This is a genomic window from Nonomuraea sp. NPDC049607, from assembly GCF_040675375.1.
Lineage (GTDB): Bacteria > Actinomycetota > Actinomycetes > Streptosporangiales > Streptosporangiaceae > Nonomuraea.
Genome location: NZ_JBFAOV010000013.1, coordinates 199,349 through 222,428, shown reverse-complemented (window position 1 = coordinate 222,428; position 23,080 = coordinate 199,349). Strand labels below are relative to the sequence as shown.

Genomic DNA, 23,080 nt, shown 5'->3' with positions numbered 1-23,080 from the left:
ACCGAAATTTCATACTGAAGTTGCATCAGCCGTGGAGTGTCGGGAAGATGCAGATTCTGCGACAGTCGGTGGACGGGGGAGCAATGCGGCGAGTCGCCTCTGGCCTGACGGCGTTGGCCGTCGCCGCCGCGCTGACCGCGTGCTCGGCCGCCGCCGGCGAGCGCGCCACCTCCGACCGGCCCGCGCAGGACGGCCCCACCGGCTCCGCGCAGGCCACCACCGGCTCCCGCACCGGCCAGAACCAGAACCTCGTCTTCTACGCCGACGGCAAGCAGAGCCAGGCCCTGGAGGCCGTCAAGCGCGCCGGCGGCACGGTCGTCGAGGAGGACGGCAAGCTCGGCTACGTCCTCACCGAGGGCGGCGGCGACGGCTTCGCCGAGAGCGTCGGCGCGGACCCGGCGATCGTCGGCGTCTCTCCCGACCGCCGCGTCATCGGCTCCACCTCCTCCCGAGCCGGACGCCCGACGGGCGGGGGCTTCCCCGACGCCGGATCCATGGCGGGCGCCGCCCGGGAGCCGCTGGCCCACCTCCAGTGGGACATGAAGATGATCGGCGCCGACCGGGCCAACACCAAGGTCCCCGGCAGCAGGAAGGTGCTGGTCGGCGTCATCGACACCGGCATCGACGGCAGGCACCCCGACATCGCCCCCAACTTCAACCGCGAGCTGAGCCGCAACTTCGTCACCGACAAGCCCAAGGACGAGCGCGGCGAGACCCTGGACGGCCCCTGCGAGGTCCCCTCCTGCAAGGACCCCGTGGACGAGGACGACGACGGCCACGGCACCCACGTCGCCAGCACCATCGCCTCCCCGATCAACGGCATCGGCATCGCCGGCGTCGCCCCGGGCGTGCAGCTCGTCAGCATCAGGGCCGGCCAGGACTCCGGCTTCTTCTTCCTCAAGCCCAGCCTCGACGCCCTCACCTACGCCGCCGACATCGGCGTGGACGTCGTCAACATGAGCTACTACGTCGACCCCTGGCTGTTCAACTGCGCCGCCAACAAGGCCGACACCAGGAAGCAGCAGCTCGAACAGAAGGCCGTCGTCGTCGGCATGCAGCGCGCCCTCGACTACGCCCGCGGCAAGGGCGTCACGCTCGTCTCCGCCCTCGGCAACGGCTCGACCGACCTCGGACGCCCCACGGCCGACAAGCAGAGCCCCGGCTACCCGCGCGGCGAGGAGAAGACCCGCAAGATAGACAACTCATGCATCAACGTGCCCGCCGAGTCCAAGGGTGTGATCTCGGTCTCAGCCGTCGGCCCGTCCGGACGCAAGGCCATCTACAGCGACTACGGCCTGGAGCAGACCGACGTGGCCGCCCCCGGCGGCGACGCGCTGGACGGCAAGGGCGCCGAGGCCGTCCGGTCGATCCTGGCCGCCGCCCCCGAGCACGTGCTCAAGGCCGCCGGCCGGATCGACGCCTCCGGCAAGCCCAAGGGCGCCGACGTCGTGCGCGACTGCCACAAGGGAACCTGCTCCTACTACCAGTACCTCGACGGCACCTCCATGGCCGCCCCGCACGCCACCGGCGTCGCGGCGATCCTGATCAGCCGCTTCGGCAAGCCGGGCCCCGGCGGCCTGTCCATGGACCCCGCCACCGTCGAGGACCTGCTCTACCGGACCGCCACCCACATGGCCTGCCCCACACCTCGCGCCTACGTCTACAAGATGTACGGCGAGAGCGAGACCCACGAGTGCGAGGGCGACACGGCCAAGAACGGCTTCTACGGGCACGGCGTCGTGAACGCCTGGAAGGCGGCCACCATAGAGCCATGATGTACCGCCTGCTCGCGTACGCGGTGATGGTGACGCACTTCGCCTTCCTCGCCTATGTGGCCGTGGGCGGGTTCGTGGCCTGCCGCCGAGCGGCTTCGTGGACCACTACATCCAAGGCGTGATCTACCCTGAACAGTACGCGAACTTGGTACGGCTGGGACTCACCGTTCTCGTGTTGTTCTCCTACGTCGGGTACGTTCTCCGTCGTCAGTGACTGCCAAGTGGTCTGTACCAATTAAGGTAGGACTCGTGACTCGTCGCGCGAAAATCGTCTGCACCCTAGGCCCAGCCACTTCGTCCAAAGAACGCCTCCACGAGCTGATCTCCGCGGGCATGGACGTGGCACGGTTCAACCTCAGTCATGGCGACCATGACATGCACAGAGAGGTCTACGACCGGGTCCGGGAGGTGGCGGCCGACCTCGGCCGCGGTGTAGGCGTCCTCGCCGACCTGCAGGGCCCCAAGATCCGCGTCGGCACCTTCGAGGAAGGGCCGGTGCGCCTCGGCTTCGGCGACGTCTTCACCATCACCACCGAAGACGTCCCCGGAGACCGCGAGCAGGTCTCGACCACCTACAAGGGCCTGCCCGGCGACGTGCGTCCCGGTGACACGATCCTGGTCGACGACGGCCGCCTGGTCCTGGAGGCCACCCGCGTCGACGGCGACCGCGTCACCACCCGCGTCGTCATCGGCGGCATGATCTCCAACAACAAGGGCCTCAACCTGCCGGGCATCAACGTCAGCGCCCCCGCCCTCACCGACAAGGACGAGGCCGACCTGCGCTGGGCGCTGCGCACCGGCTTCGACATGATCGCGCTGTCCTTCGTCCGCCGTCCCTCCGACGCCGACGTCGTGCGCAACATCATGGAGCAGGAGGCCGTCCGCCTGCCGCTGCTGGCCAAGATCGAGAAGCCGCAGGCCGTCGAGCGCCTGCCCGAGATCGTCGAGGCCTTCGACGGCATCATGGTCGCCCGCGGCGACCTCGGCGTCGAGCTGCCCCTGGAGCAGGTGCCGATCGTGCAGCGGCGCATCATCGGGCTGTGCCGCGAGAAGGCCCGCCCGGTCATCGTCGCCACCCAGATGCTCGACTCCATGATGAGCGCCCCGCGCCCCACCCGCGCCGAGGCCAGCGACGTCGCCTACGCCGTCATGGACGGCGCCGACGCCGTCATGCTGTCGGGCGAGACGTCGGTCGGCAGCTACCCGATCGAGTCCGTCTCCACGATGGACCGCATCGCCTGCGCCGCCGAGGTGTCGTCCCTGCACGCCACCCACACCCTGGAGCGCATGCCGGAGACCACCGGCGGCGCCATCGCCAGGGCCGCGGCCGAGGTCGGGGCGATCGTCGGCGCCAAGGCGCTGATCGCGTTCACCATGTCGGGGGAGACGGCCCGCCGCCTGGCCCGCTACCGCTCGCCGATCCCGCTGCTGGCCTTCACCTCGGCCCCGCACGTGCGCGGGCAGCTCTCGCTGACGTGGGGGGTGGAGACGTTCCACGTGCCGTTCGTGCACCACACCGACGACATGGTGCGGCAGGTGGAGGCGTCGCTGCTGTCGCTCGGGCGGCTGGAGAAGGGCGACAAGGTGGTCATCGTGGCCGGCTCGCCTCCCGGCACGCCGGGCAGCACCAACGCGCTGCGGGTGCACACCATCGGCTCCGCGGTCTCCCACGCCAACTGACCCGCGTTCCGGCCGGGGGTCCTCCAGGAGACGCCCGCAGACCCCGCACCGGCGCGCCGCCGTGACGCGGCGCCCTGTGGGCCCCCGCCGTGGAACCGGAGGGGGCCCGCGAGCACAGCAGTGATTCAGTGGGCGTGCAGGGCGGCGTTGAGGGTGATGCCGGAGCCCGTGCGGGGGAGTGCCTCCACCGCGCCCGACTGCGAGTTGCGGCGCAGCAGGATCCCGTTCGAGCCGGACAGCTCCGCCGCCTTGACCACCTTTCCGTCGGGCAGCGTGACCCGCGTGCCCGCCGTGACGTAGAGGCCCGCCTCCACCACGCAGTCGTCGCCCAGCGAGATGCCGATGCCGGCGTTCGCGCCCAGCAAGCAGCGCTCGCCGATCGAGATGACCTGCTTGCCGCCGCCCGACAGCGTCCCCATGATCGAGGCGCCGCCGCCGACGTCGGAGCCGTCGCCGACCACCACGCCGGCCGAGATGCGCCCCTCGACCATCGACGTGCCGACCGTGCCGGCGTTGAAGTTCACGAAGCCCTCGTGCATGACCACCGTGCCCGAGGCCAGGTGGGCGCCCAGCCGCACCCGGTCGGCGTCGGCGATCCGCACGCCCTCCGGCAGCACGTAGTCGACCATGCGCGGGAACTTGTCCACGCCGTACACCGTCACCACGCCCCTGCTCCGCAGGCGCAGCCGCGTGCGCTCGAAGCCGGGCACCGGGCACGGCCCGAAGTTCGTCCACACGACGTTCGCCAGCAGGCCGAACTGGCCGTCCAGGTTCACGCCGTGCGGCCGGACCAGACGGTGGGAGAGCAGGTGCAGCCGCAGGTAGACGTCGTGGGCGTCGACCGGCGGCTCGGAGAGCTTGGCGAGGCCCGTGCGCACCGCCACCACCTCGACGCCCCGCGCCACGTCGCGGCCGGTCAGCGCGGCCAGCTCGCCGGCCTCCTCGGCGGAGAGCCGCTCGGTGCCCGTCACGGGCGGCTCGCCCAGCTCGGGAGCCGGGAACCAGGTGTCGAGAACGGTGCCGTCGTCGGCGATGGTCGCGAGGCCGACGCCGTGGGCGCCGGTGGAGGTGGGATCGATAGCAGTCACAGGCCAAAAATACCGGGCGCCCGGTCAGCCCAAGGAGCCCAGGTCCGCCGACAGCCACCGCTCGGGACGCATCCTGAAGGTCACCAGGACGTGCAGGTCCGAGCCGTGCACGTAGCCCGACACCGCCTCCTGCGGCAGGTAGCGGGCCGCGATGCGGGTCAGCTCCTCGACCGTCGTGGGGTCGGACCGCACCACCGGGCCGTCGACCGACACGTACCGGTAGGTCGGGCTGATCCGCTGGACCAGCATCGTGAACCGGCCCGCCTTCGCCACCAGCCGCGCCTTGTGCGACTCGCTGTCGGTCAGGAACCTCAGCTCCCCGCCCGGGACGTAGTCGTACCAGACGGGCACGGCCAGCGGCGCCCGTCCCGCGCCCGTCTCCACCGCCAGGCTCGCGATGTGCGGCTCGGCCAGGAACGCCTCCCGCTCGGTCACGCTCAACGGCATCCCCCGCCACCCCCGTCTCGTGGGTCGTAACTCGTCACACAGGACTATTCCCGGCGAACCGCCTGCGAAATCCCGCCCACCACGGCCGTGACGACCTGCGCCCCCAGGAGATGCCGCCGAAAACCACTCGCACCGCCACAGAGGGGCCGACATCATCGTCAGGTTGGCCACCCTCGGGCCGGACGGGCCGACCGGTGGGTTCTTCGACGACGACGGGACAGTGCCTTGGCAGACATCATCGAGCTCAACCGGCGGTCGGTGCGGGCCACCGTCGACCTGGTGAACACGATCAAGCCCGCCGACCTCGACCGGCCGACGCCCTGCGCCGGATGGGCCGTCCGCGACCTGCTGGAACACCAGATCGTGCAGAACCACGGGTTCGCCGTGGCGGCCTCGGGCGCGCGTTCGGAGCCGGCGAGCTGGCGGCCGCGTGCCCTGGGCGAGGACCCGGTGGCCGAGTACGCCGCCTCGGCGCGGGCCGTCGTCGACGCCTTCGCCGCCGACGGCGTGCTCGACCGGGCCTTCTTCCTGCCCGAGATCCGTGACGGCGGCCCGTTCCCGGCGGCCATGGCGATCGGCTTCCACTTCATCGACTGCGTCGTGCACGACTGGGACCTCGCCAAGGCGCTGGCCGTGCCGCCCAACGTCGACGACGACCTCGCCGAGGCCGCCCTCCCGCTGGCCGCGCAGGTGCCCGACACGCCGGTCTCGCGCGGTCCGGGGAAGGCGTTCCTGCCCGGCGTCGAGCCCGGCGACACCGCCACGGCCCTCGACCGCGTGATCGCCCTCCTCGGCCGCTCACCCTCCTGGACGCCCTGACCCGGTCAGGAGTTCGGGCCCACGCGTCGATCCGGCAGTCGGGGACACGCGTGTACAGGAAGCCCGGTGCGGTCGTCATGACGGCGGTCGGGGGCGGAAAAGCGAAAACCGCCCGGCCTACGAGGGGGCCGGGCGGTCAGGCCGGTGCCCCGGGTGGGATTCGAACCCACACTGTATGGATTTTGAGGCCATCGACTCTGCCGTTGGTCTACCGGGGCGGTTTCGTCCGGTTGGTGATCTCGCAGCGTAATGCCCGAGGCCGCACCGGCGTGGATCTAATCTACCGGACGTCTGTACTCTTCTGCTCGTGAGTACGCAGCGGCGAGTAGTGATCGCGGAAGACGAGGCCCTGATCCGCCTCGACCTCAAGGAGATGCTCCAGGAGGACGGTTACGTCGTCGTGGGCGAGGCCGGTGACGGGGAGCAGGCGATCCAGCTCGCCGCCGACCTGCGGCCCGACCTCGTCATCCTCGACGTGAAGATGCCCGTGCTCGACGGCATCTCGGCGGCCGAGCGCATCGTGGCCGACCGGATCGCGCCGTGCCTCATCCTCACCGCCTTCTCCCAGCGTGACCTGGTGGAGCGCGCGCGTGACGCGGGGGCGATGGCCTACCTGGTGAAGCCGTTCACCAAGGCCGATCTGGTGCCGGCGATCGAGATGGCGGTCAGCAGGCACGAGGAGATGGTGGCGCTGAGCGCGGAGGTGTCCAGCCTCTCGGAGCGGCTGGAGACCCGCAAGCTGGTCGAGCGGGCCAAGGGCCAGCTGATGGCCCAGCACGGCTGGACCGAGCCGCAGGCGTTCCGGTGGATCCAGAAGGCGTCGATGGACCGGCGGCTGAGCATGCGGGAGGTTGCTCAGATCGTTATAGACGACGCGGCCGAGCGGGCGTGAAAAGGGCCTATATCAGGTGATTTAGCCCCGCGGGTTGTGACCCGGTCACGACTGGGCATCCAACCGGCTTCGGCTTCCTTCGGCGCAGGCGTCCCGGCGCATGCTGATGGGCGGACGGAAGGTCCGCTCATCTCGAACGGAGACGCTTTCGATGATCCGCATTTCCCATGCGCTGGCCGTCGCCACAGCGGCGAGCCTGGCACTGGCGGCATGTTCGACCGGCGGCACGACCGCCGGGACGGGCGCCACCGGAGCCGCGTCCGTGAAGCCCTCCTCGGCCGCCGCGGCCAAGGGGGACGGCACGCTGACGATCGGCACCGTGCTGCCCCAGACGGGCAATCTCGCATATCTGGGACCACCCGAGTTCGCCGGGGTCGATCTGGCGCTCAAGGAGATCAACGACGCCGGGGGCGTGCTCGGCAAGCCGGTGGTGAAGATCGACACCGACTCGGGCGACACCACGACCAACATCGCCTCGCAGTCGGTGGACAAGCTGCTCGGCCAGAAGGCCGACGCGATCATCGGCGCGGCGTCCTCGTCGGTGTCGGAGTCGATCGTGGACAAGATCACGCGGGCGGGCGTGGTGCAGTTCTCGCCGGCCAACACCTCCGACAAGTTCACCACGATCAACGACCAGGGCCTGTACTTCCGTACGGCGCCGCCGGACAAGCTGCAGGGCCGGGTCCTGGGTGACCTGGTGGCCGCCGACGGCAACGACACCGTCGGCATCCTGGCCATGCAGGACTCCTACGGCTCGGGCCTGGCCGACCAGGTGACCAAGACCGCCGAGGAGGCCGGCGCGACCGTGGTCGAGCGCGTCGACTACGACCCGAAGGCGGCCGAGTTCTCCGCGGACGTGGCCAAGGTCAAGGCCAAGAACCCGAAGGCGATCGTGCTGATCGGCTTCGAGGAGACGGCGAAGGTCGTGCAGGAGCTGGTCAAGCAGGGGCTGACGGCCGACAAGGTCAAGTGGTACATGGTGGACGGCAACATGTCGAACTCCAACTACCTCAAGATGCCCAAGGGCACGCTCAAGGGCGTCAAGGGCACGATCCCGGGTGCGGCGGCGCCGGAGGCGTTCCAGAAGCGGCTGCTCACGGTGAACCCGAAGCTGACGAACTACACCTACGCCGCGGAGTCGTACGACGCGACGACGCTGCTCGCCCTGGCGGCCGAGGCGGCCAAGGACGACTCGGGCACCGCGCTGGCCCCCAAGCTGATCGAGGTCAGCAAGGGCGGCGAGAAGTGCCAGGACTTCAAGTCCTGCGCCGACCTGCTCAAGGCGGGCAAGGACATCGACTACGACGGCGTGAGCGGCCCGGTGGACTTCAACGACGCCGGTGACCCGTCGATCGCGACGATCGGGGTCTACCAGTACGACAAGGACAACAAGTACGACGCGGCCAAGGCGCTCGAATATCGCAAGGGCAACATCGCCGGCTAGACGGTGACGGCAGCAAGCCGGACATCCCGCCATAGAACCACCCCAGTCCTGAAATTTCGGGCTGGGGTGGTTCATTTGGAGTCAAGACCGTAACGCTGATGAAACATGCAATTACAGAACGTGATTGCGACATTACAAATTAGCATAAAAGTACCCGAAATCCCCACATCTCCCCGTCAAAGAGGCATGCTGAGCTCGTTAAACGCAGCGAGGGAGATCGTTCCCCGCTGGGAATAAGGGGAGTCTCTTTTATGATCCGCATTGCTCCAGCAGGGCGCTTCCTGGCCGTCGCGGCAGCGGCGAGCCTGGCCCTGACGGCCTGTGGCGGCGGTGGCGACACGGCCGCGCAGCAGACCACGTCCGCGGTGCCGTCCTCGTCGGCCCCGGCCACCCAGACGGACGCGGCCAAGGGTGACGGCACGCTGACGATCGGCACCGTGCTGCCGCAGACCGGCTCGCTGGCCTTCCTCGGCCCGCCCGAGTTCGCCGGCGTCGACCAGGCCGTCAAGGAGATCAACGACGCGGGCGGCGTGCTCGGCAAGCCGGTCACCAAGATCCACACGGACTCGGGTGACACCACCACCAACGTGGCCTCGCAGTCGGCGGACAAGCTGATCGCGCAGAAGGCCGACGCCATCATCGGCGCCGCCTCCTCGTCGGTGTCCGAGTCGATCATCGACAAGGTCACCGGTGCCGGCGTGGTGCAGTTCTCGCCCGCCAACACCTCTGACAAGTTCACCACCATCAGCGACCAGGGCCTGTACTTCCGTACCGCGCCGCCGGACAAGCTGCAGGGCCGCGTGCTCGGCGACCTGATCGCCGCCGACGGCAACGACACCATCGGCATCCTGGCCATGCAGGACTCCTACGGCTCGGGCCTGGCCGACCAGGTGACCAAGACCGCCGAGGCGGCCGGCGCCAGCGTCGTCGAGCGCGTCGACTACGACCCGAAGGCGGCCGAGTTCTCCGCGGACGTCGCCAAGATCAAGGCCAAGAACCCGAAGGCGATCGTGCTGATCGGCTTCGAGGAGGGCGCCAAGGTCATCCAGGAGCTGGTCAAGCAGGGCCTGACGGTCGACAAGACCAAGTGGTACATGGTGGACGGCAACATGTCGAACACCAACTACCTCAAGATGCCCAAGGGCACCCTCAAGGGCGTCAAGGGCACCATCCCCGGCGCCGAGGCCCCGGAGGACTTCCGCAAGAAGCTCCTGGAGATCGACCCCAAGCTGGAGGACTACACCTACGCGGCCGAGTCCTACGACGCCGCGATCCTCATCGCCCTGGCGGCCGAGGCCGCCAAGGACGACAGCGGCAAGTCCATCGCCGCCAAGCTGCCCGAGGTCAGCAAGGGCGGCGAGAAGTGCAAGACCTTCAAGGACTGCGCCGACCTGCTGAAGGCCGGCAAGGACATCGACTACGACGGCATCAGCGGCCCGATCGAGTTCAACGACGCCGGTGACCCCGCCGTGGCCACCATCGGCGTCTACCAGTACGGCGACGACAACAAGTACGCCCCCAAGGCCCTGGAGTACCGCACGGGCAACATCGAGGGCTGACCCTCACCCGCCGCCCAGGCCGCACACTCGCAACGAGTACTGGATCAGCCGATCCTGCAGCGGCTTGGGCGGCACCACGATCACCACCCGCTCGGGCCCCCCGTCCACGGTGGCCCGCACCGGGAACAGGAACGCCTTCTTGGCCTCGGCGAAGGCGTGCGGGTCGCAGCGGCCGGGGGTGAGCGTGACCGGCACCTCCAGCCGCTCCTGCCCGGCCTCCAGCTCGGCCACGGGCCGCCGGTCGGCGTCCGGCGTGATGATGTAGTGCGTGGTGCCGTCGAGCTCGGTCAGCGTCACCTTGCCCGCGCCGCGCCGCGTGACCACCAGGTTGCCCCGCATCGCCTTGCCCACCTGCTTCCAGTCGGGCCCGAACTCGATGCCGGCGGCCTCCTTGATGAGGAACTCCGAGCATTCGTCCCGTAACAGGCGGGTCAGCAGCGGGCTGGGGTGCGGCACCTGGAAGACCACCCGGCGCGGCTGCTCGGAGCCGGCGCGGATGTTCGCCACGACGGTCGCGGGCTCCAGGCGCGGCAGACCCGTGGGCAGGCAGTTGGCCGGGCCGTAGGTGATGCGCAGGTCGGTGCGCTCGGTCCGTTTGATCGTGGCGTCCGTCTTTTCCGGCGGCAACGTTTTGAACGACGGCGTCACGAGCTGGACGTCCGCGAAATACACGGGGATGCCGGTGGTATTACGGACGGCCACCTCCAGCGCGTGAACGGGCTCGTCGGAACGCCATTGCTCCAGCGTGACCGATACGCCGGCGGGAGGATCCGAGGAAGGCGGCGCGGGCGGCGGGGACGAGGTGCACCCGGCAACAAGGACCGCCGTGACTAGGACAGGCGTAAAACGCTTCACCCGACGCACATTAAGCCTGCTAGCGCAGGTCCGTAAGTTGAGGACTGATTACGACTCCGCATCCAAGTGCCGACAGTTCACCCCGCCATCTGGTTCGAGTACACAGCGATTTTGTACGTTTCCGTCATTCGATCGGGAGCGCTCGGCGGTGCTGACGATCCCGGCCTGGAAATGAAGGAGACACTTCATGATCCGCATTGCTCCCGTGGGGCGGGCGCTGGCTGTCGTGGCCGCCACCAGCCTGGCCCTGACGGCCTGCGGCGGTGGCGGCAGCAACACCGCCACGCAGACCTCGCAGCCGGCCGCGCCATCGTCGTCGGCTCCCGCGGCCAAGGGCGACGGCACCCTCACGATCGGTACGCTGCTGCCCCAGACCGGTTCGCTCGCCTTCCTCGGCCCGCCTGAGTTCGCCGGCGTCGACCTGGCCATCAAGGAGATCAACGAGGCCGGGGGCGTGCTGGGCAAGCCCGTCACCAAGTACGACACCGACTCGGGCGACACCACCACGAACATCGCCTCGCAGTCGGTGGACAAGCTCCTGGCCCAGAAGGCCGACGCCATCATCGGCGCCGCGTCCTCGTCGGTGTCGGAGTCGGTGATCGACAAGATCACGGGCGCTGGTGTCATCCACTTCTCGCCGGCCAACACCTCCGACAAGTTCACCACGATCGAGGACAAGGGCCTGTACTTCCGCACCTCGCCGCCGGACAAGCTGCAGGGCCGCGTGCTCGGCGACCTGGTGGTGTCCGACGGCAACGACACCGTCGGCATCCTGGCGATGCAGGACTCCTACGGCACCGGCCTGGCCGACCAGGTGCAGAAGACGGTCACCGACGGCGGCGGCGAGGTCGTCGAGCGCGTCGACTACGACCCCAAGGCCGCCGACTTCTCGGCCGACGTGGCCAAGATCAAGGCCAAGAACCCCAAGGGCATCGTCATGATCGGGTTCGAGGAGACCGCCAAGGTCATCCAGGAGCTGGTCAAGCAGGGTCTGCCGGCCGACAAGCACAAGTGGTACATGGTCGACGGCAACACCTCCAACACGAACTACGTCAAGATGCCCAAGGGCACTCTTGAGGGCGTCAAGGGCACGATCCCGGGTGCGGCCGCGCCGGAGGAGTTCCAGAAGAAGCTCCTCGGCATCAACCCCAAGTTGGAGGACTACAGCTACGCCCCCGAGTCCTACGACGCGATGAACCTGCTCGCGCTGGCCGCCGAGGCCGCCAAGAGCGACGCGGGCGTCGACATCGCCGCCAAGCTGGCCGAGGTCAGCAAGGGTGGCGAGAAGTGCAAGGACTTCAAGAGCTGCGTCGACCTGCTCAAGGCCGGCAAGGACATCGACTACGACGGCGTGAGCGGCCCGGTCGAGTTCAACGACGCCGGTGACCCCGCGGTCGCCACCATCGGCATCTACCAGTACGGCAAGGACAACAAGTACGCCACCAAGGCGCTGGAGTACCGCACCGGCAACATCGCCGGCTGACGTCCGAGGTTCGGCGAAGGGCCCGGTCCGCGAGGATCGGGCCCCTTCGTCATGCGCAGCCGGCCACGATCTGGTCGGCGGCGGCCCGGTACTGCCGCAGCAGCGCCACCTGCCGCTCGTGCGGCACGTCGTTCCTGGACAGGCCCTCGGTGGCCGACTTGACGCTCTGCACGGCGGCGTGCAGCGAGGCCGGCAGCCGGTCGCCGAACTGGAGCGTGATGCCGCGCAGCTCGGCCAGCCGGCCGATGACGGCGTCCTCGAAGTACTGCTGGTCCTCCTGGCCCTTCGGCTTGAGCATCAGGCCGGCGTACCCGATGGCCGAGACCACGCGCGCGCACGGGCTGTCGGTCGGGTCGCCGCCGGTGCTGTACCTCTGCGCCGAGGAGGCGTCCTCCTGGCAGCCGACGAGCAGGACGGGCAGGACGAGCGCCACGGTCAATAATCGTTTCACAGCGCTCATTAAAAAACGGCGGAGGGGCTCCGGGGGAGCCCCTCCGCCGTTCGATTCGGTTACGCCTTGGCCAGCGTGCCGAGGTACAGCTCGATGACCTTGGGGTCGTTGGCGAGCTGCCTGCCGGTGCCGGTGTAGGCGTTGCGGCCCTGGTCGAGCACGTAGCCACGGTGGCAGATCTGGAGGCAGCGGCGGGCGTTCTGCTCCACCATGATCACGGTCACGCCCGCCTTGTTGATCTGCTGGGCCTGGATGAAGACCAGGTCCTGGAGCTTGGGCGACAGGCCCGCCGACGGCTCGTCGAGCAGCAGCACCGACGGCTCGGTCATGAGCGCCCTGGCCATGGCCACCATCTGCCGCTCACCGCCGGACAGGGAGCCCGCCCGCTGCTTGCGCCGCTCCTTGAGCGCCGGGAACAGCTCGGCGACGAACTCGAAGCGCTCCTTGAACTTGCCGGGCACCTGGAAGGCGCCCATCTCCAGGTTCTCCTCGATGGTGAGGCTGGGGAAGACGTTGTTGGTCTGCGGCACGTAACCGACGCCGCGGGAGACCAGCGAGTGCGCCTTCATGTTCGTGATGTTCTCACCCTTGAGCAGCACCGTGCCGCTGCGGATGTTGACCAGCCCGAACATCGCCTTCAGCAGCGTCGACTTGCCGGCGCCGTTGGGGCCGATGATGCCGATCAGCTCGCCCTCTTTGACGTAGAGGTCGGAGCCGTTGAGGATGTTGACGCCCGGCAGGTAGCCGGCGATCAGCTCGTCGCACCGCAGCACGGCGTCGGCGGCGCCCTCCAGGTGCGCGGCGCGGCCGGTGACGGCCGCCTGCGACTCGGGTGCGGACTCGGGGGCGGTCGTCTCGGGGACGTCGCTCACTTCTGCGTCTCCTCTTCGATCTCGGCCTCCAGCGCCGCCTCGGCCTCCTGGAGCTGCGTCTCCAGTTCGGTGTCCGACAGCGGGGCGTCGTGGTGGGCGCCGAGGTAGGCGTCGATCACGCGCTCGTCCGACATGATCGTGTCGGGCGGGCCCTCGGCGATCACGGCGCCCTGCGCCATGACGATCACCCAGTCGCTGATGTCGCGGACCATGTCCATGTCGTGCTCGACGAACAGCACCGTCATGCCCTGCTCGCGCAGGTCCTTGACGTGGCCGAGCAGCGACTGGGTCAGGGCGGGGTTCACGCCCGCCATGGGCTCGTCCAGCATGACCAGCTCGGGCTGGACCATGAGGGCGCGGGCCATCTCCAGCAGCTTGCGCTGGCCGCCGGACAACGATCCGGCGAAGTCGTCCCGCTTGGCGCCGAGCTTGAAGCGTTCGAGCAGCTCCTCGGCGCGGACGGTGATCTCGTCCTCCTGACCGCGCCACATGCCGGGGATGAGCGCCCGCCAGAAGGTCTCGCCCTTCTGCTGCTGGGCGCCCAGGCGCATGTTCTCCATGACGGTCAGGCGGGACAGCGCCTTGGTCAGCTGGAAGGTGCGCACCATGCCGGCGCGGGCGACCTTGTGGGCCGGCACCCCGTTCATGCTGCGGCCGTTGAACGTCCACGAGCCGGAGTCGGCCGTGTCGAAGCCGGTGAGCTGGTTGAAGAAGGTCGTCTTGCCGGCGCCGTTGGGGCCGATCAGCGCGGTGATGGAACCCCGCTGGATCTCGACGTGGCCGACCTCGACCGCGGTCAGGCCGCCGAAGCGGCGCACGACGTTGTCGACGGTGAGGATCGGGTCCGGCTTGGGCACGCCCGGCTCGCGGGCCAGGTCCTTGAAGACGGCCAGCGCCGCGGCCTTGCGCTCGGTGGCCGTGGTTTCAGCGTGCATTGATCGCTATCTCCCTCTTGTCGCCGAAGATGCCCTGTGGCCGGAAGATGAGCAACAGGACGAGGCCCAGGCCGACCAGGATCCAGCGGACGGCGCCCACCTGGTTCGTGTCCATGAAGGTGATGATCCCGGCGCCGACGGCCTCGGAGAGCACGCCGTAGATCAGGACGAGCAGCACCCAGAAGATGGACGCGCCCACGACGGGCCCGAGCACGCGGGCGGCGCCGCCGAGGATGACCATTGTGTACGCGTAGAACGTGGTCTCGGTGCCGAAGATGTCGGGCTGGACGGAGGCGTAGGCAAGGCCGTAGATGAAGCCGCCCAGGCAGCCCACGACGCCGCCCAGGATGAGCGACTGCATCTTGTAGGAGAAGACGTTCTTGCCGAGGCTGCGCACGGCGTCCTCGTCCTCGCGGATGGCCTTGAGCACGCGGCCCCAGGGGCTCTTCATCAGCAGGTAGACCAGGCCGCAGCACAGGGCGATGAGCACCCAGCCGACGGTCAGCACCCACAGCACCCTGTTGTTGAAGAACAGGGGGACGGAGCCCAGGTTGAAGCCGTACTGGCCCTCGGGGTAGGGGTTGAGCGCGTAGAAGCCGTCGGAGAAGCCGCGCTGGCCGTCCGAGCCGCCGAAGACGCTCTTGAACGCCACCGACCGGAACACCAGCCGGACGATCTCGGCCGCCGCGATGGTGACGATGGCCAGGTAGTCGGCGCGGAGCTGGAGGGTCGGGATGCCGAGCAGGATCGCCAGGAGCACGGCGGCGAGCAGGCCGACGATGATGCCGACCCAGAACGGCAGCCCCATGACGGTGACGGTGACGGCCAGGCCGTAGCCGGCCACGCCCATGAACGCCGCCTGGCCGAAGTTGAGCAGGCCGGTGTAGCCGAATTGGATGTTGATGCCGATCGCGGCGAGCGCGTACAGCACGGTCTCGACGCCGACCGCGGACTTCAGCGTCGTGCTGATGATCGTGATCCAGTCCATTCTGATCCTCCCCCGATCAGCCGATTCGCTCGCGGCGGCCCAGGATGCCCTGGGGCCGGACGAGGAGCACGATGATGAGCACGACCAGCGCGCCGACGCTCTTGAGCTCCGGCGGCACCCACAGGGTGGAGACCTGGATGAACAGGCCGACCACCAGCGATCCGACCAGCGCGCCGAAGGCGGTGCCGAGCCCGCCGAGCGTGACGCCGGCGAAGATGAGCAGCAGGATGTCCTGGCCCATCGTGTACTTCAGGTTCTGCGAGAGCCCGAGCATGATGCCGGCCAGCGCCGCGATGGCGCCGCCCAGGGTCCAGACGGTCCGGATGACCCGGTCGACGTTGATGCCCGACGAGGCCGCGAGAGCGGGGTTGTCGGACACGGCCCTGGCCGCCTTGCCGGTGCGGGTGCGCAGCAGCGCGAAGCCGACCAGCAGCAGCACGGCCAGCTCGATGCCCATCGCCACGAAGTTCTTGGGGGCCGCGGAGATCGGCCCGACCTGGATGCCGGGCTGGGCCGTGTACTGGGCGTAGGCCTCGTTCTGGCCGCCGAAGAAGATCAGCATGACGTAGCGCATGACCAGCGCGACGCCGATGGAGATGATCATCATGGCGATGATGCCGGTGCCGCGCCTGCGGAGCTGGCCCCAGAAGAGGCGGTCCTGGGCGTAGCCGAACGCGCCGCCCAGCGCCACGGCGAGCACCGCGGCGGGGATGAGATGGAGGCCGGCGCCCACGTTGAACATGTACGCCAGCACCGCGCCGAGTGTGACCAGCTCTCCGTGGGCGAAGTTGGTCAGGCCGGTCGTGCCGTAGATCAGCGACAGGCCGAGCGCGGCCAGGGCGATGATCAGGCCGAGGTTGAGCCCCTCGAAGGCGAGCTGCGCCGCGGTGTCCCAGAACGTGCTCTCGCCGCTCTCCGCGTCTCCCTGTGGCTGGCCTGCCACGCCCTTGGCCTGCAACGCGAACAGCACGGTCGAGCAGTTGCCCTCGAAGACGGTCGGCGTGCGGACATTGCTGCCCCCGCGCACCTCGGCGTTCTTCGGCAGGCTGCCGGGGTCAAGGGTGACCTTGAACTTGCCCTTGTCGGTAGGAACTTCCCACGTGCCCTGTGCGTTTGTTGTGACCTCCTTGACGGGTTGTCCGCCCTCGGTGGTCACGGCGATTTTGACGCCGTTCACTGGCTGGCCTTGGAGTTTGAGCGTCCCCTTCAAACCCTGGCATCCAGCCGGCCCCGCCTGCGCGGGACTGGCCAGCAGGAAGATGAGTCCACCCAGGAAGGCCGTGAACGCGATCACGGCTCTGCGCAATGGTGCTCCCTCAAATAGGTCAAGGCGGGGTTGTACCCCTCCATCTCGACACGCGCGCATCGCAGGCACAACTGGGATGCAATGGCGGGAGCTTATTCCGGAGACGCCCGTTTCAGTATGGTTCGTCACCAATTAGTGACATGCGTGTGGCACACATGTGAGGAAACAACGCGGCAGGTCAGGGGCTAAATGAGGGAAGACGCCTGGCTGCGGCGGAAACGAAACGATAACGATGGGGAGAAAACGTGGACGAGCCCGCGGAGCGGCCTTTGGGGCCATGTAGGGCTTCCCCGGCCGTACACGTTATCTACCGGGCCTCCCCGCGGGCTCTGTTCGGACAACCGTAGCGATCGATGGGGCCGCTGCGCAAAGGTTCCGTCAAAGTGACGTCAGGGGCGCTGGTCGCGCAGCATGCACGTCAATCTGGAGGTGCACACGCGGCGTCCCTCGTCGTCGGTGATCTCGATCTCGTAGGTCGCCAAAGTGCGTCCGCCGTGCAACCTGGTCGCGACCCCGGTCACGTGGCCGGAGGTCGCCGAGCGGTGATGGGTGGCGTTGATCTCGATGCCGACGGCGATCCGGCCGGGGCCCGCGTGGATCGCCGCGGCCACCGAGCCCAGCGTCTCGGCCAGCACCACCGACGCGCCGCCGTGCAGCAGGCCGTAGGGCTGGGTGTTGCCCTCGACCGGCATCCTGCCGACGACGCGCTCGGCGCCGGCCTCGACGAACTCGATGCCCATCCGTTCGGCCAGCGTGCCCTCGTGCACCGCGCCGTAGGCGGAGAAGTCCAAAGGATCGGTATGCGTCAAGGGGATCTCTCCACTCTTCCGAGCTCGGGTTTTCTGTCGTTGACGCAGACTAGGCTGCGTACGTGCCGAAGAGTGAAGTGACCCCCAGCCGCCCGTGTCTGTTGCTGCTCGACGGGCATTCCCTGGCCTACCGCGCCTTCTACGCGCTCAAAGACGCCAACCTCATGACCACCGACGGTCAGCACACCGAGGCGGTCTACGGGTTCACCTCGATGCTGACGAACATCCTGCGCGACGAGCAGCCGACCCACGTGGCGGTGGCCTTCGACAGGTCGGAGCCGACGTTCCGCCACGAGGAATACTCCGACTACAAGGCCAACAGGAGCGAGACCCCCGAAGACTTCCGCGGCCAGATGCAGCTCATCTACGAGCTGCTCGACACGCTGCGCGTCCCGCACCTGTCCAAGGCGGGCTTCGAGGCCGACGACCTCATCGCCACCCTGGCCACCCGCGCGGCCGAGCAGGGGATGAACGTCCTGATCGTCACCGGCGACCGCGACGCCCTGCAGCTCGTCAACGAGAACGTCACCGTCCTCATGACGCGCCGGGGCATCAGCGACATGACCAGGTTCACCCCCGAGGCGGTCGAGGAGAAGTACGGCCTGACCCCGGCCCAGTACCCCGACTTCGCCGCCCTGCGCGGCGACCCCAGCGACAACCTGCTGTCCATCCCCAGCGTCGGCGAGAAGACCGCGGCCAAGTGGGTGCGCGAGTTCGGCTCGCTGACCGCCCTGGTCGACCGCGTCGACGAGGTCAAGGGCAAGGTCGGCGACAAGCTGCGCGAGCACGTCGCCCAGGTGCTGATGAACCGCCGCCTCACCGAGCTGCTGCGCGACGTGCCGCTCGACGTCGACCTCGGCGACCTCACGCAGGGCGTGTGGGAGCGCGAGGAGATCAACAAGCTGTTCGACACCCTGCAGATCCGCGGCGAGCTGCGCGAGCGCGTCTTCAAGGTGCTCGGCACCGGCGAGGCGGAGCCCGAGCAGGGCTTCGAGGTCGAGACCGTCATCCTCGGGCCCGACCGGGTCGCCGGCTGGCTGGCGGCGCTGCCGCAGGGCCGCGCCGGGCTGGCCTTCAAGGGCTCCTACGGCAGCGGCTCGGGCCGCATCGACGGCATCGCCGTCGCCTCGCCCGACGGCACCGCCGCCCACATCGACCCCGTCAAGCTCACCGAGGCCGACGAGGCGGCGCTGCGGGCCTGGCTGGGCGACGCGAGCAGGCCCAAGGCCGTCCACGACGCCAAGGGCCCGATCCTGGCCCTGTGGGCCCAGGGCCTGGAGCTGCGCGGCCTGAGCTGCGACACCGCGCTGGCCGCCTACCTCGCCATGCCGGGCCAGCGCACGTTCGCGCTGGAAGACCTGGCCAGGCGCTACCTCCACCGCGACCTGCGGGCCGAGGAGGAGTCCGGCGGCCAGGCCGCGCTGTTCGGCGACGACGAGGACGCCCCGGCCAAAGACCTCGCGCTGCGCGCCCACGCCGTGCGCGAGCTGGCCGACTCTCTTGAGAGCTTCCTGGCCGGCCGCGGCGGCACCCAGCTCCTGGCCGACGTCGAGCTGCCGCTGCTGTCGGTGCTGGCCGAGATGGAGCGGGCCGGCATCGCCGTCGACAGCCAGTACTTCGCCGGTCTGGAGGCCGAGTTCGGCGCCGCGGTCAAGCACGCCGTGGAGGAGGCCCACCGCGCCGTCGGCGAGCAGTTCAACCTCGGCTCGCCCAAGCAGCTGCAGGAGATCCTCTTCACCCGGCTCAACCTGCCCAAGACGAAGAAGATCAAGACCGGCTACAGCACCGACGCCGACCAGCTCGCCTGGCTCGCCACCCAGACCGAGCACGAGCTGCCGACGATCATGCTGCGCCACCGCGACCAGCAGAAGCTGCGCACCACGGTCGAGGGCCTGATCAAGGAGATCGGCGACGACGGCCGCATCCACACCACGTTCAACCAGATCATCGCCGCGACCGGCCGCCTGTCGTCGGAGAAGCCCAACCTGCAGAACATCCCGATCCGCACCGCGGAGGGCCGCCGCATCCGGCAGGGCTTCGTGGTCGGCGAGGGCTTCGAGCAGCTGCTGACGGCCGACTACAGCCAGATCGAGCTGCGCATCATGGCCCACCTGTCCGGCGACGAGTCGCTGATCGAGGCCTTCGAGTCCGGCCACGACTTCCACCAGGCCACCGCGGCCCGGGTGTTCGACCTGCCGCCCGAGCAGATCGACGGCGAGCTGCGGGCGCGCATCAAGGCGATGAACTACGGCCTGGCCTACGGCCTGTCCGACTTCGGCCTGTCCGGGCAGCTCAACATCCCGGTCTCCGAGGCGCGGGCGCTGAAGGAGGAGTACTTCACCGAGTTCGGCGGCGTACGCGACTTCCTGCAGGCCATCGTGGCCCAGGCGCGCACCGACGGCTACACCGAGACGATCATGGGCCGCCGCCGCTACCTGCCCGACCTGACCAGCGACAACCGCCAGCGCAGGGAGATGGCCGAGCGCATGGCGCTCAACGCCCCCATCCAGGGCTCGGCGGCCGACATCATCAAGGTCGCCATGCTCCACGTCCACCAGGCCATCGCCGAGGAGGGGCTGGCCTCCCGGATGTTGCTGCAGGTGCACGACGAGCTGGTGTTCGAGGTCGCGCCGGGCGAGCTGGAGACGTTGCGGCAGCTGGTGTGCGACCAGATGAACGCCGCCTACCACCTGCGCGTTCCGCTGGAGGTCTCGGTGGGCGTCGGGCGTACGTGGGAGGACGCCGGCCACTGACGATGTTTATCCCGACACGGCGGGGCAGTCCGACATATCGCGAACGGCGTAGCCCCGCCGTCTCCGGGGCTTCTCGTCTACGCTGAAGATAGTTTTGGCCGAGTTGCCGGGAGATTTGTGCGGGTACCAACGTCGTTCACGCGGATCATCGCAATCGCGAACGTGGCGGTGGTGGCCGTGGCCATCGTCGGGCTGAGTCTCTTACCTGACGGTGAGACCCCTACTACCCAGGCGTCGGCCAGGGTCGGCGTGATCGCCCCCGTCACTCCTCCGCAGGGACAACCCCAGAACGTCTCCGAGCCTCCGGGCGTGGTCGCCACCCCCGAGTTCGCCCGGCAGGTGCGCGCCAACGAGGCGGGCCTGGTGCCGATCATCATGTACCACCGGATCCTGCGCAAGCGCGTGGCCTCCATCGACCGCACCCCCGGCCAGCTCCGGCAGGAGCTGGAGAAACTGGCCAAGCAGGGCTACGTGCCCATCACGGCCAGAGAGTTCGCCACCGGCGACATCCGGGTGCCGGCCGGGCGGTTCCCCGTGGTGCTGACGTTCGACGACGGGCACCCGAGCCACTTCGCGCTGGACGCCTCCGGCAACCCCGAGCCCGACACCGCCGTCGGCGTGATCCTCGACGTGGCCGCCCGTTACCCCTCGTTCCGGCCGACCGCGACGTTCTGGATCACCCGTGAGCCCTTCGGGCTGCGCGATCAGGAGCAGCAGGCGGCCGCCGTGCGGTGGCTGGTCGAGCACGGCTTCGAGGTCGCCAACCACACCTGGTCCCATCCGGACCTGCGGCGGCTGTCGAAGAAGAAGGTACGCGAGCAGATCGTCCGGGTGGAGCGCCTGCTCAAGAAGCTGGGGGCGCCGCCCGACAGGACCCTGGCCCTGCCGTACGGGTCGATGCCGCGGCCCAAGAAGCTCGCCCGTACCGGTTCCTGGGACGGAACCCGATATGATTTCGCGGGCGTGTTCCTCGCCGGGGCCCAGCCGTCCCTTTCGCCCTACGCGAACAATTTTGATCGTGGGGCGATCCAGCGGATCCAGAGCAACGGCAAGCGCGGGGAGTGCCGCAAGTGGTGCTCGCAGTACTGGCTGGAGTGGCTGAACAAGCACCCTGGCGAGCGCTACGTCTCGGACGGCGATCCCGAGCGGATCTCCATCCCGCGGAAACAAAGAGGTAATATCAACCCCAAGCGGGAGTCCCAGATCATTGCGTACTGATGCGCCCCCGGATTGACCTCGTGGCCAACGTCTCATATGCTGATCGCTGCGCTGTGGGCTCGCGCGCGCCTCAGACGGAGCGGGCTCGCGCTCGGTCACGTCGATGTCGTCATTCCTCGGCTTGATGCGGAAGAGGGCCTGCCGCGCACGCCACATCGACTTCTGTCCGCGTTCGGAGCAATTCCACACATGACGTCCAGCACTGAGGCCACCTCGAGCACCCCGCAGGTAGCGGTCAACGACATCGGGTCCGAGGAAGCCTTCCTCGCCGCGATCGACGAGACCATCAAGTACTTCAACGACGGCGACATCGTCGAGGGCACCGTCGTCAAGGTCGATCGAGACGAGGTTCTTCTCGACATCGGCTACAAGACCGAGGGTGTCATCCCCTCGCGCGAGCTTTCGATCAAGCACGATGTCGACCCTGCTGACGTCGTGGAGGTCGGGGAGCACGTCGAGGCCCTGGTTCTCCAGAAGGAGGACAAAGAGGGCCGCCTGATCCTGTCCAAGAAGCGCGCGCAGTACGAGCGCGCCTGGGGCACGATCGAGAAGATCAAGGACGAGGACGGCATCGTCACCGGTACCGTCATCGAGGTCGTCAAGGGTGGTCTCATCCTCGACATCGGCCTGCGCGGCTTCCTCCCCGCCTCCCTGGTCGAGATGCGACGGGTCCGCGACCTGCAGCCGTACGTCGGCCGCGAGCTCGAGGCGAAGATCATCGAACTCGACAAGAACCGCAACAACGTGGTTCTCTCCCGCCGCGCCTGGCTGGAGCAGACGCAGTCCGAGGTGCGCCAGACGTTCCTCAACACCCTGCAGAAGGGCCAGGTCCGCAAGGGCGTCGTCTCTTCGATCGTCAACTTCGGCGCTTTCGTCGATCTCGGCGGGGTCGACGGTCTGGTCCACGTGTCCGAGCTGTCCTGGAAGCACATCGACCACCCGTCTGAGGTCGTCGAGGTGGGCCAGGAGGTCACGGTCGAGGTCCTCGACGTCGACATGGAGCGCGAGCGCGTCTCCCTGTCGCTCAAGGCCACGCAGGAAGACCCGTGGCAGCAGTTCGCCCGTACCCACCAGATCGGCCAGGTCGTGCCGGGCCGCGTCACCAAGCTGGTGCCGTTCGGTGCGTTCGTCCGGGTCGAGGAGGGCATCGAGGGCCTGGTCCACATCTCCGAGCTGGCCGAGCGCCACGTGGAGATCCCGGAGCAGGTCGTCCAGGTCGGCGACGAGATCTTCGTGAAGATCATCGACATCGACCTCGACCGTCGCCGCATCAGCCTCTCGCTGAAGCAGGCCAACGAGGGTGTGGGCACCGAGGTCGAGTTCGACCCGACCCTCTACGGCATGGCGGCCACGTACGACGACCAGGGCAACTACATCTACCCCGAGGGCTTCGACCCGGAGACCGGGGAGTGGCTCGAGGGCTTCGACAAGCAGCGTGAGGAGTGGGAGCGGCAGTACGCCGAGGCCCAGACTCGCTTCGAGGCTCACCGCAAGCAGATCGAGGAGGCCCGCAAGGCCGAGGCGGAGGCCGGCGAGGCCGCTCCCTCGTCCTACAGCGGCGAGACCGCTCCTCCGTCGGGCAGCTCGTCGTCGGCTCCGGCCAGCGGCGCGCTCGCCTCTGACGAGGCGCTCGCTGCCCTCCGCGAGAAGCTCGCGGGCGGTCAGAGCTAAGGCTCAGCCTTGAAAGGCCCCGCACGGGTTTCCCG

General features: G+C 68.7%; 20 protein-coding genes and 1 tRNA gene. 11 read left to right on the top strand and 10 right to left on the bottom strand.

Features of this window, described 5'->3' with window-relative positions:
• Positions 1–47 precede the first annotated feature (47 nt).
• The 3 genes from AB0J97_RS25970 (at position 48) to pyk (ending at position 3,455) form a co-directional block, all read left to right on the top strand.
• Positions 48–1,775, top strand: coding sequence for a S8 family serine peptidase (locus AB0J97_RS25970; protein WP_364092704.1), 1,728 nt, complete (start codon positions 48–50; stop codon positions 1,773–1,775).
• The gene (locus AB0J97_RS25965; protein ID WP_364092702.1) at positions 1,772–1,897 is read left to right on the top strand and encodes a hypothetical protein; all 126 of its coding nucleotides are present in this window, start codon (positions 1,772–1,774) and stop codon (positions 1,895–1,897) included. Before AB0J97_RS25970 ends, AB0J97_RS25965 begins: the two co-directional genes overlap by 4 nt.
• A 127-nt stretch (positions 1,898–2,024) precedes the next feature.
• On the top strand, positions 2,025–3,455 hold the full coding sequence (pyk, locus tag AB0J97_RS25960) for a pyruvate kinase (protein WP_357704405.1): 1,431 nt from the start codon (positions 2,025–2,027) through the stop codon (positions 3,453–3,455).
• Between the two features lie 125 nt (positions 3,456–3,580).
• On the opposite strand, the gene dapD is transcribed toward pyk, so the two are convergent.
• A complete protein-coding gene (gene dapD, locus AB0J97_RS25955) occupies positions 3,581–4,543 on the bottom strand; it encodes a 2,3,4,5-tetrahydropyridine-2,6-dicarboxylate N-succinyltransferase (RefSeq protein ID WP_364092700.1) in 963 nt (320 codons plus the stop codon).
• A 24-nt stretch (positions 4,544–4,567) separates the two neighbouring features.
• Complete coding sequence (locus tag AB0J97_RS25950; protein WP_364092698.1) at positions 4,568–4,990, bottom strand: pyridoxamine 5'-phosphate oxidase family protein; 423 nt, start codon at positions 4,988–4,990, stop codon at positions 4,568–4,570.
• Positions 4,991–5,215: 225 nt separating this feature from the next.
• Between AB0J97_RS25950 and AB0J97_RS25945 the strand changes: the two genes are divergently transcribed.
• Positions 5,216–5,809 carry a TIGR03086 family metal-binding protein gene (locus AB0J97_RS25945; protein ID WP_364092697.1) on the top strand — a complete coding sequence of 198 codons (594 nt, stop codon included), beginning with the start codon at positions 5,216–5,218 and terminating at the stop codon, positions 5,807–5,809.
• Positions 5,810–5,954: 145 nt separating this feature from the next.
• Here the strand turns inward: AB0J97_RS25945 and AB0J97_RS25940 are convergent.
• Positions 5,955–6,027, bottom strand: a tRNA-Leu gene (locus tag AB0J97_RS25940).
• A gap of 89 nt (positions 6,028–6,116) precedes the next feature.
• Between AB0J97_RS25940 and AB0J97_RS25935 the strand changes: the two genes are divergently transcribed.
• The 3 genes from AB0J97_RS25935 (at position 6,117) to AB0J97_RS25925 (ending at position 9,704) form a co-directional block, all read left to right on the top strand.
• Positions 6,117–6,701 carry a response regulator gene (locus AB0J97_RS25935; RefSeq protein ID WP_352327599.1) on the top strand — a complete coding sequence of 195 codons (585 nt, stop codon included), beginning with the start codon at positions 6,117–6,119 and terminating at the stop codon, positions 6,699–6,701.
• 151 nt (positions 6,702–6,852) lie between these two features.
• On the top strand, positions 6,853–8,145 hold the full coding sequence (locus AB0J97_RS25930) for an ABC transporter substrate-binding protein (RefSeq protein ID WP_364092694.1): 1,293 nt from the start codon (positions 6,853–6,855) through the stop codon (positions 8,143–8,145).
• 251 nt (positions 8,146–8,396) lie between these two features.
• Entirely contained in the window at positions 8,397–9,704 is a 1,308-nt protein-coding gene (locus AB0J97_RS25925; protein ID WP_357704415.1) for an ABC transporter substrate-binding protein, read from the top strand.
• A gap of 3 nt (positions 9,705–9,707) precedes the next feature.
• Here AB0J97_RS25925 and AB0J97_RS25920 read toward each other — a convergent pair whose 3' ends face one another.
• The gene (locus AB0J97_RS25920; RefSeq protein ID WP_364092692.1) at positions 9,708–10,406 is read right to left on the bottom strand and encodes a hypothetical protein; all 699 of its coding nucleotides are present in this window, start codon (positions 10,404–10,406) and stop codon (positions 9,708–9,710) included.
• Between the two features lie 340 nt (positions 10,407–10,746).
• Between AB0J97_RS25920 and AB0J97_RS25915 the strand changes: the two genes are divergently transcribed.
• Positions 10,747–12,042, top strand: coding sequence for an ABC transporter substrate-binding protein (locus AB0J97_RS25915; protein ID WP_364092689.1), 1,296 nt, complete (start codon positions 10,747–10,749; stop codon positions 12,040–12,042).
• A gap of 49 nt (positions 12,043–12,091) precedes the next feature.
• Here AB0J97_RS25915 and AB0J97_RS25910 read toward each other — a convergent pair whose 3' ends face one another.
• The 6 genes from AB0J97_RS25910 to AB0J97_RS25885 all read right to left on the bottom strand — a co-directional run bounded on the left by AB0J97_RS25910 (position 12,092) and on the right by AB0J97_RS25885 (position 17,334).
• Positions 12,092–12,493 carry a hypothetical protein gene (locus tag AB0J97_RS25910; protein WP_364092687.1) on the bottom strand — a complete coding sequence of 134 codons (402 nt, stop codon included), beginning with the start codon at positions 12,491–12,493 and terminating at the stop codon, positions 12,092–12,094.
• A gap of 59 nt (positions 12,494–12,552) precedes the next feature.
• Complete coding sequence (locus AB0J97_RS25905) at positions 12,553–13,365, bottom strand: ABC transporter ATP-binding protein (protein ID WP_364092685.1); 813 nt, start codon at positions 13,363–13,365, stop codon at positions 12,553–12,555.
• Positions 13,362–14,300, bottom strand: coding sequence for an ABC transporter ATP-binding protein (locus AB0J97_RS25900; RefSeq protein WP_357704424.1), 939 nt, complete (start codon positions 14,298–14,300; stop codon positions 13,362–13,364). The genes AB0J97_RS25905 and AB0J97_RS25900 overlap by 4 nt, the downstream gene beginning before the upstream one ends.
• Positions 14,290–15,288, bottom strand: a complete 999-nt coding sequence (locus AB0J97_RS25895) for a branched-chain amino acid ABC transporter permease (protein WP_357704426.1) — start codon at positions 15,286–15,288, stop codon at positions 14,290–14,292. Before AB0J97_RS25895 ends, AB0J97_RS25900 begins: the two co-directional genes overlap by 11 nt.
• Before the next feature lie 16 nt (positions 15,289–15,304).
• The gene (locus AB0J97_RS25890) at positions 15,305–16,465 is read right to left on the bottom strand and encodes a branched-chain amino acid ABC transporter permease (RefSeq protein WP_364092682.1); all 1,161 of its coding nucleotides are present in this window, start codon (positions 16,463–16,465) and stop codon (positions 15,305–15,307) included.
• 518 nt (positions 16,466–16,983) lie between these two features.
• On the bottom strand, positions 16,984–17,334 hold the full coding sequence (locus AB0J97_RS25885) for a hotdog fold thioesterase (RefSeq protein WP_357704627.1): 351 nt from the start codon (positions 17,332–17,334) through the stop codon (positions 16,984–16,986).
• 131 nt (positions 17,335–17,465) lie between these two features.
• On the opposite strand from AB0J97_RS25885, the gene polA reads away from it, so the two are divergent.
• The 3 genes from polA (at position 17,466) to rpsA (ending at position 23,045) form a co-directional block, all read left to right on the top strand.
• Positions 17,466–20,156: a DNA polymerase I gene (gene polA / locus AB0J97_RS25880; protein WP_364092680.1), complete on the top strand. Its 2,691-nt coding sequence runs from the start codon at positions 17,466–17,468 to the stop codon at positions 20,154–20,156.
• 162 nt (positions 20,157–20,318) lie between these two features.
• Positions 20,319–21,374 carry a polysaccharide deacetylase family protein gene (locus tag AB0J97_RS25875; protein ID WP_364092679.1) on the top strand — a complete coding sequence of 352 codons (1,056 nt, stop codon included), beginning with the start codon at positions 20,319–20,321 and terminating at the stop codon, positions 21,372–21,374.
• 189 nt (positions 21,375–21,563) lie between these two features.
• A complete protein-coding gene (gene rpsA, locus AB0J97_RS25870) occupies positions 21,564–23,045 on the top strand; it encodes a 30S ribosomal protein S1 (RefSeq protein ID WP_352358288.1) in 1,482 nt (493 codons plus the stop codon).
• Positions 23,046–23,080 lie beyond the last annotated feature (35 nt).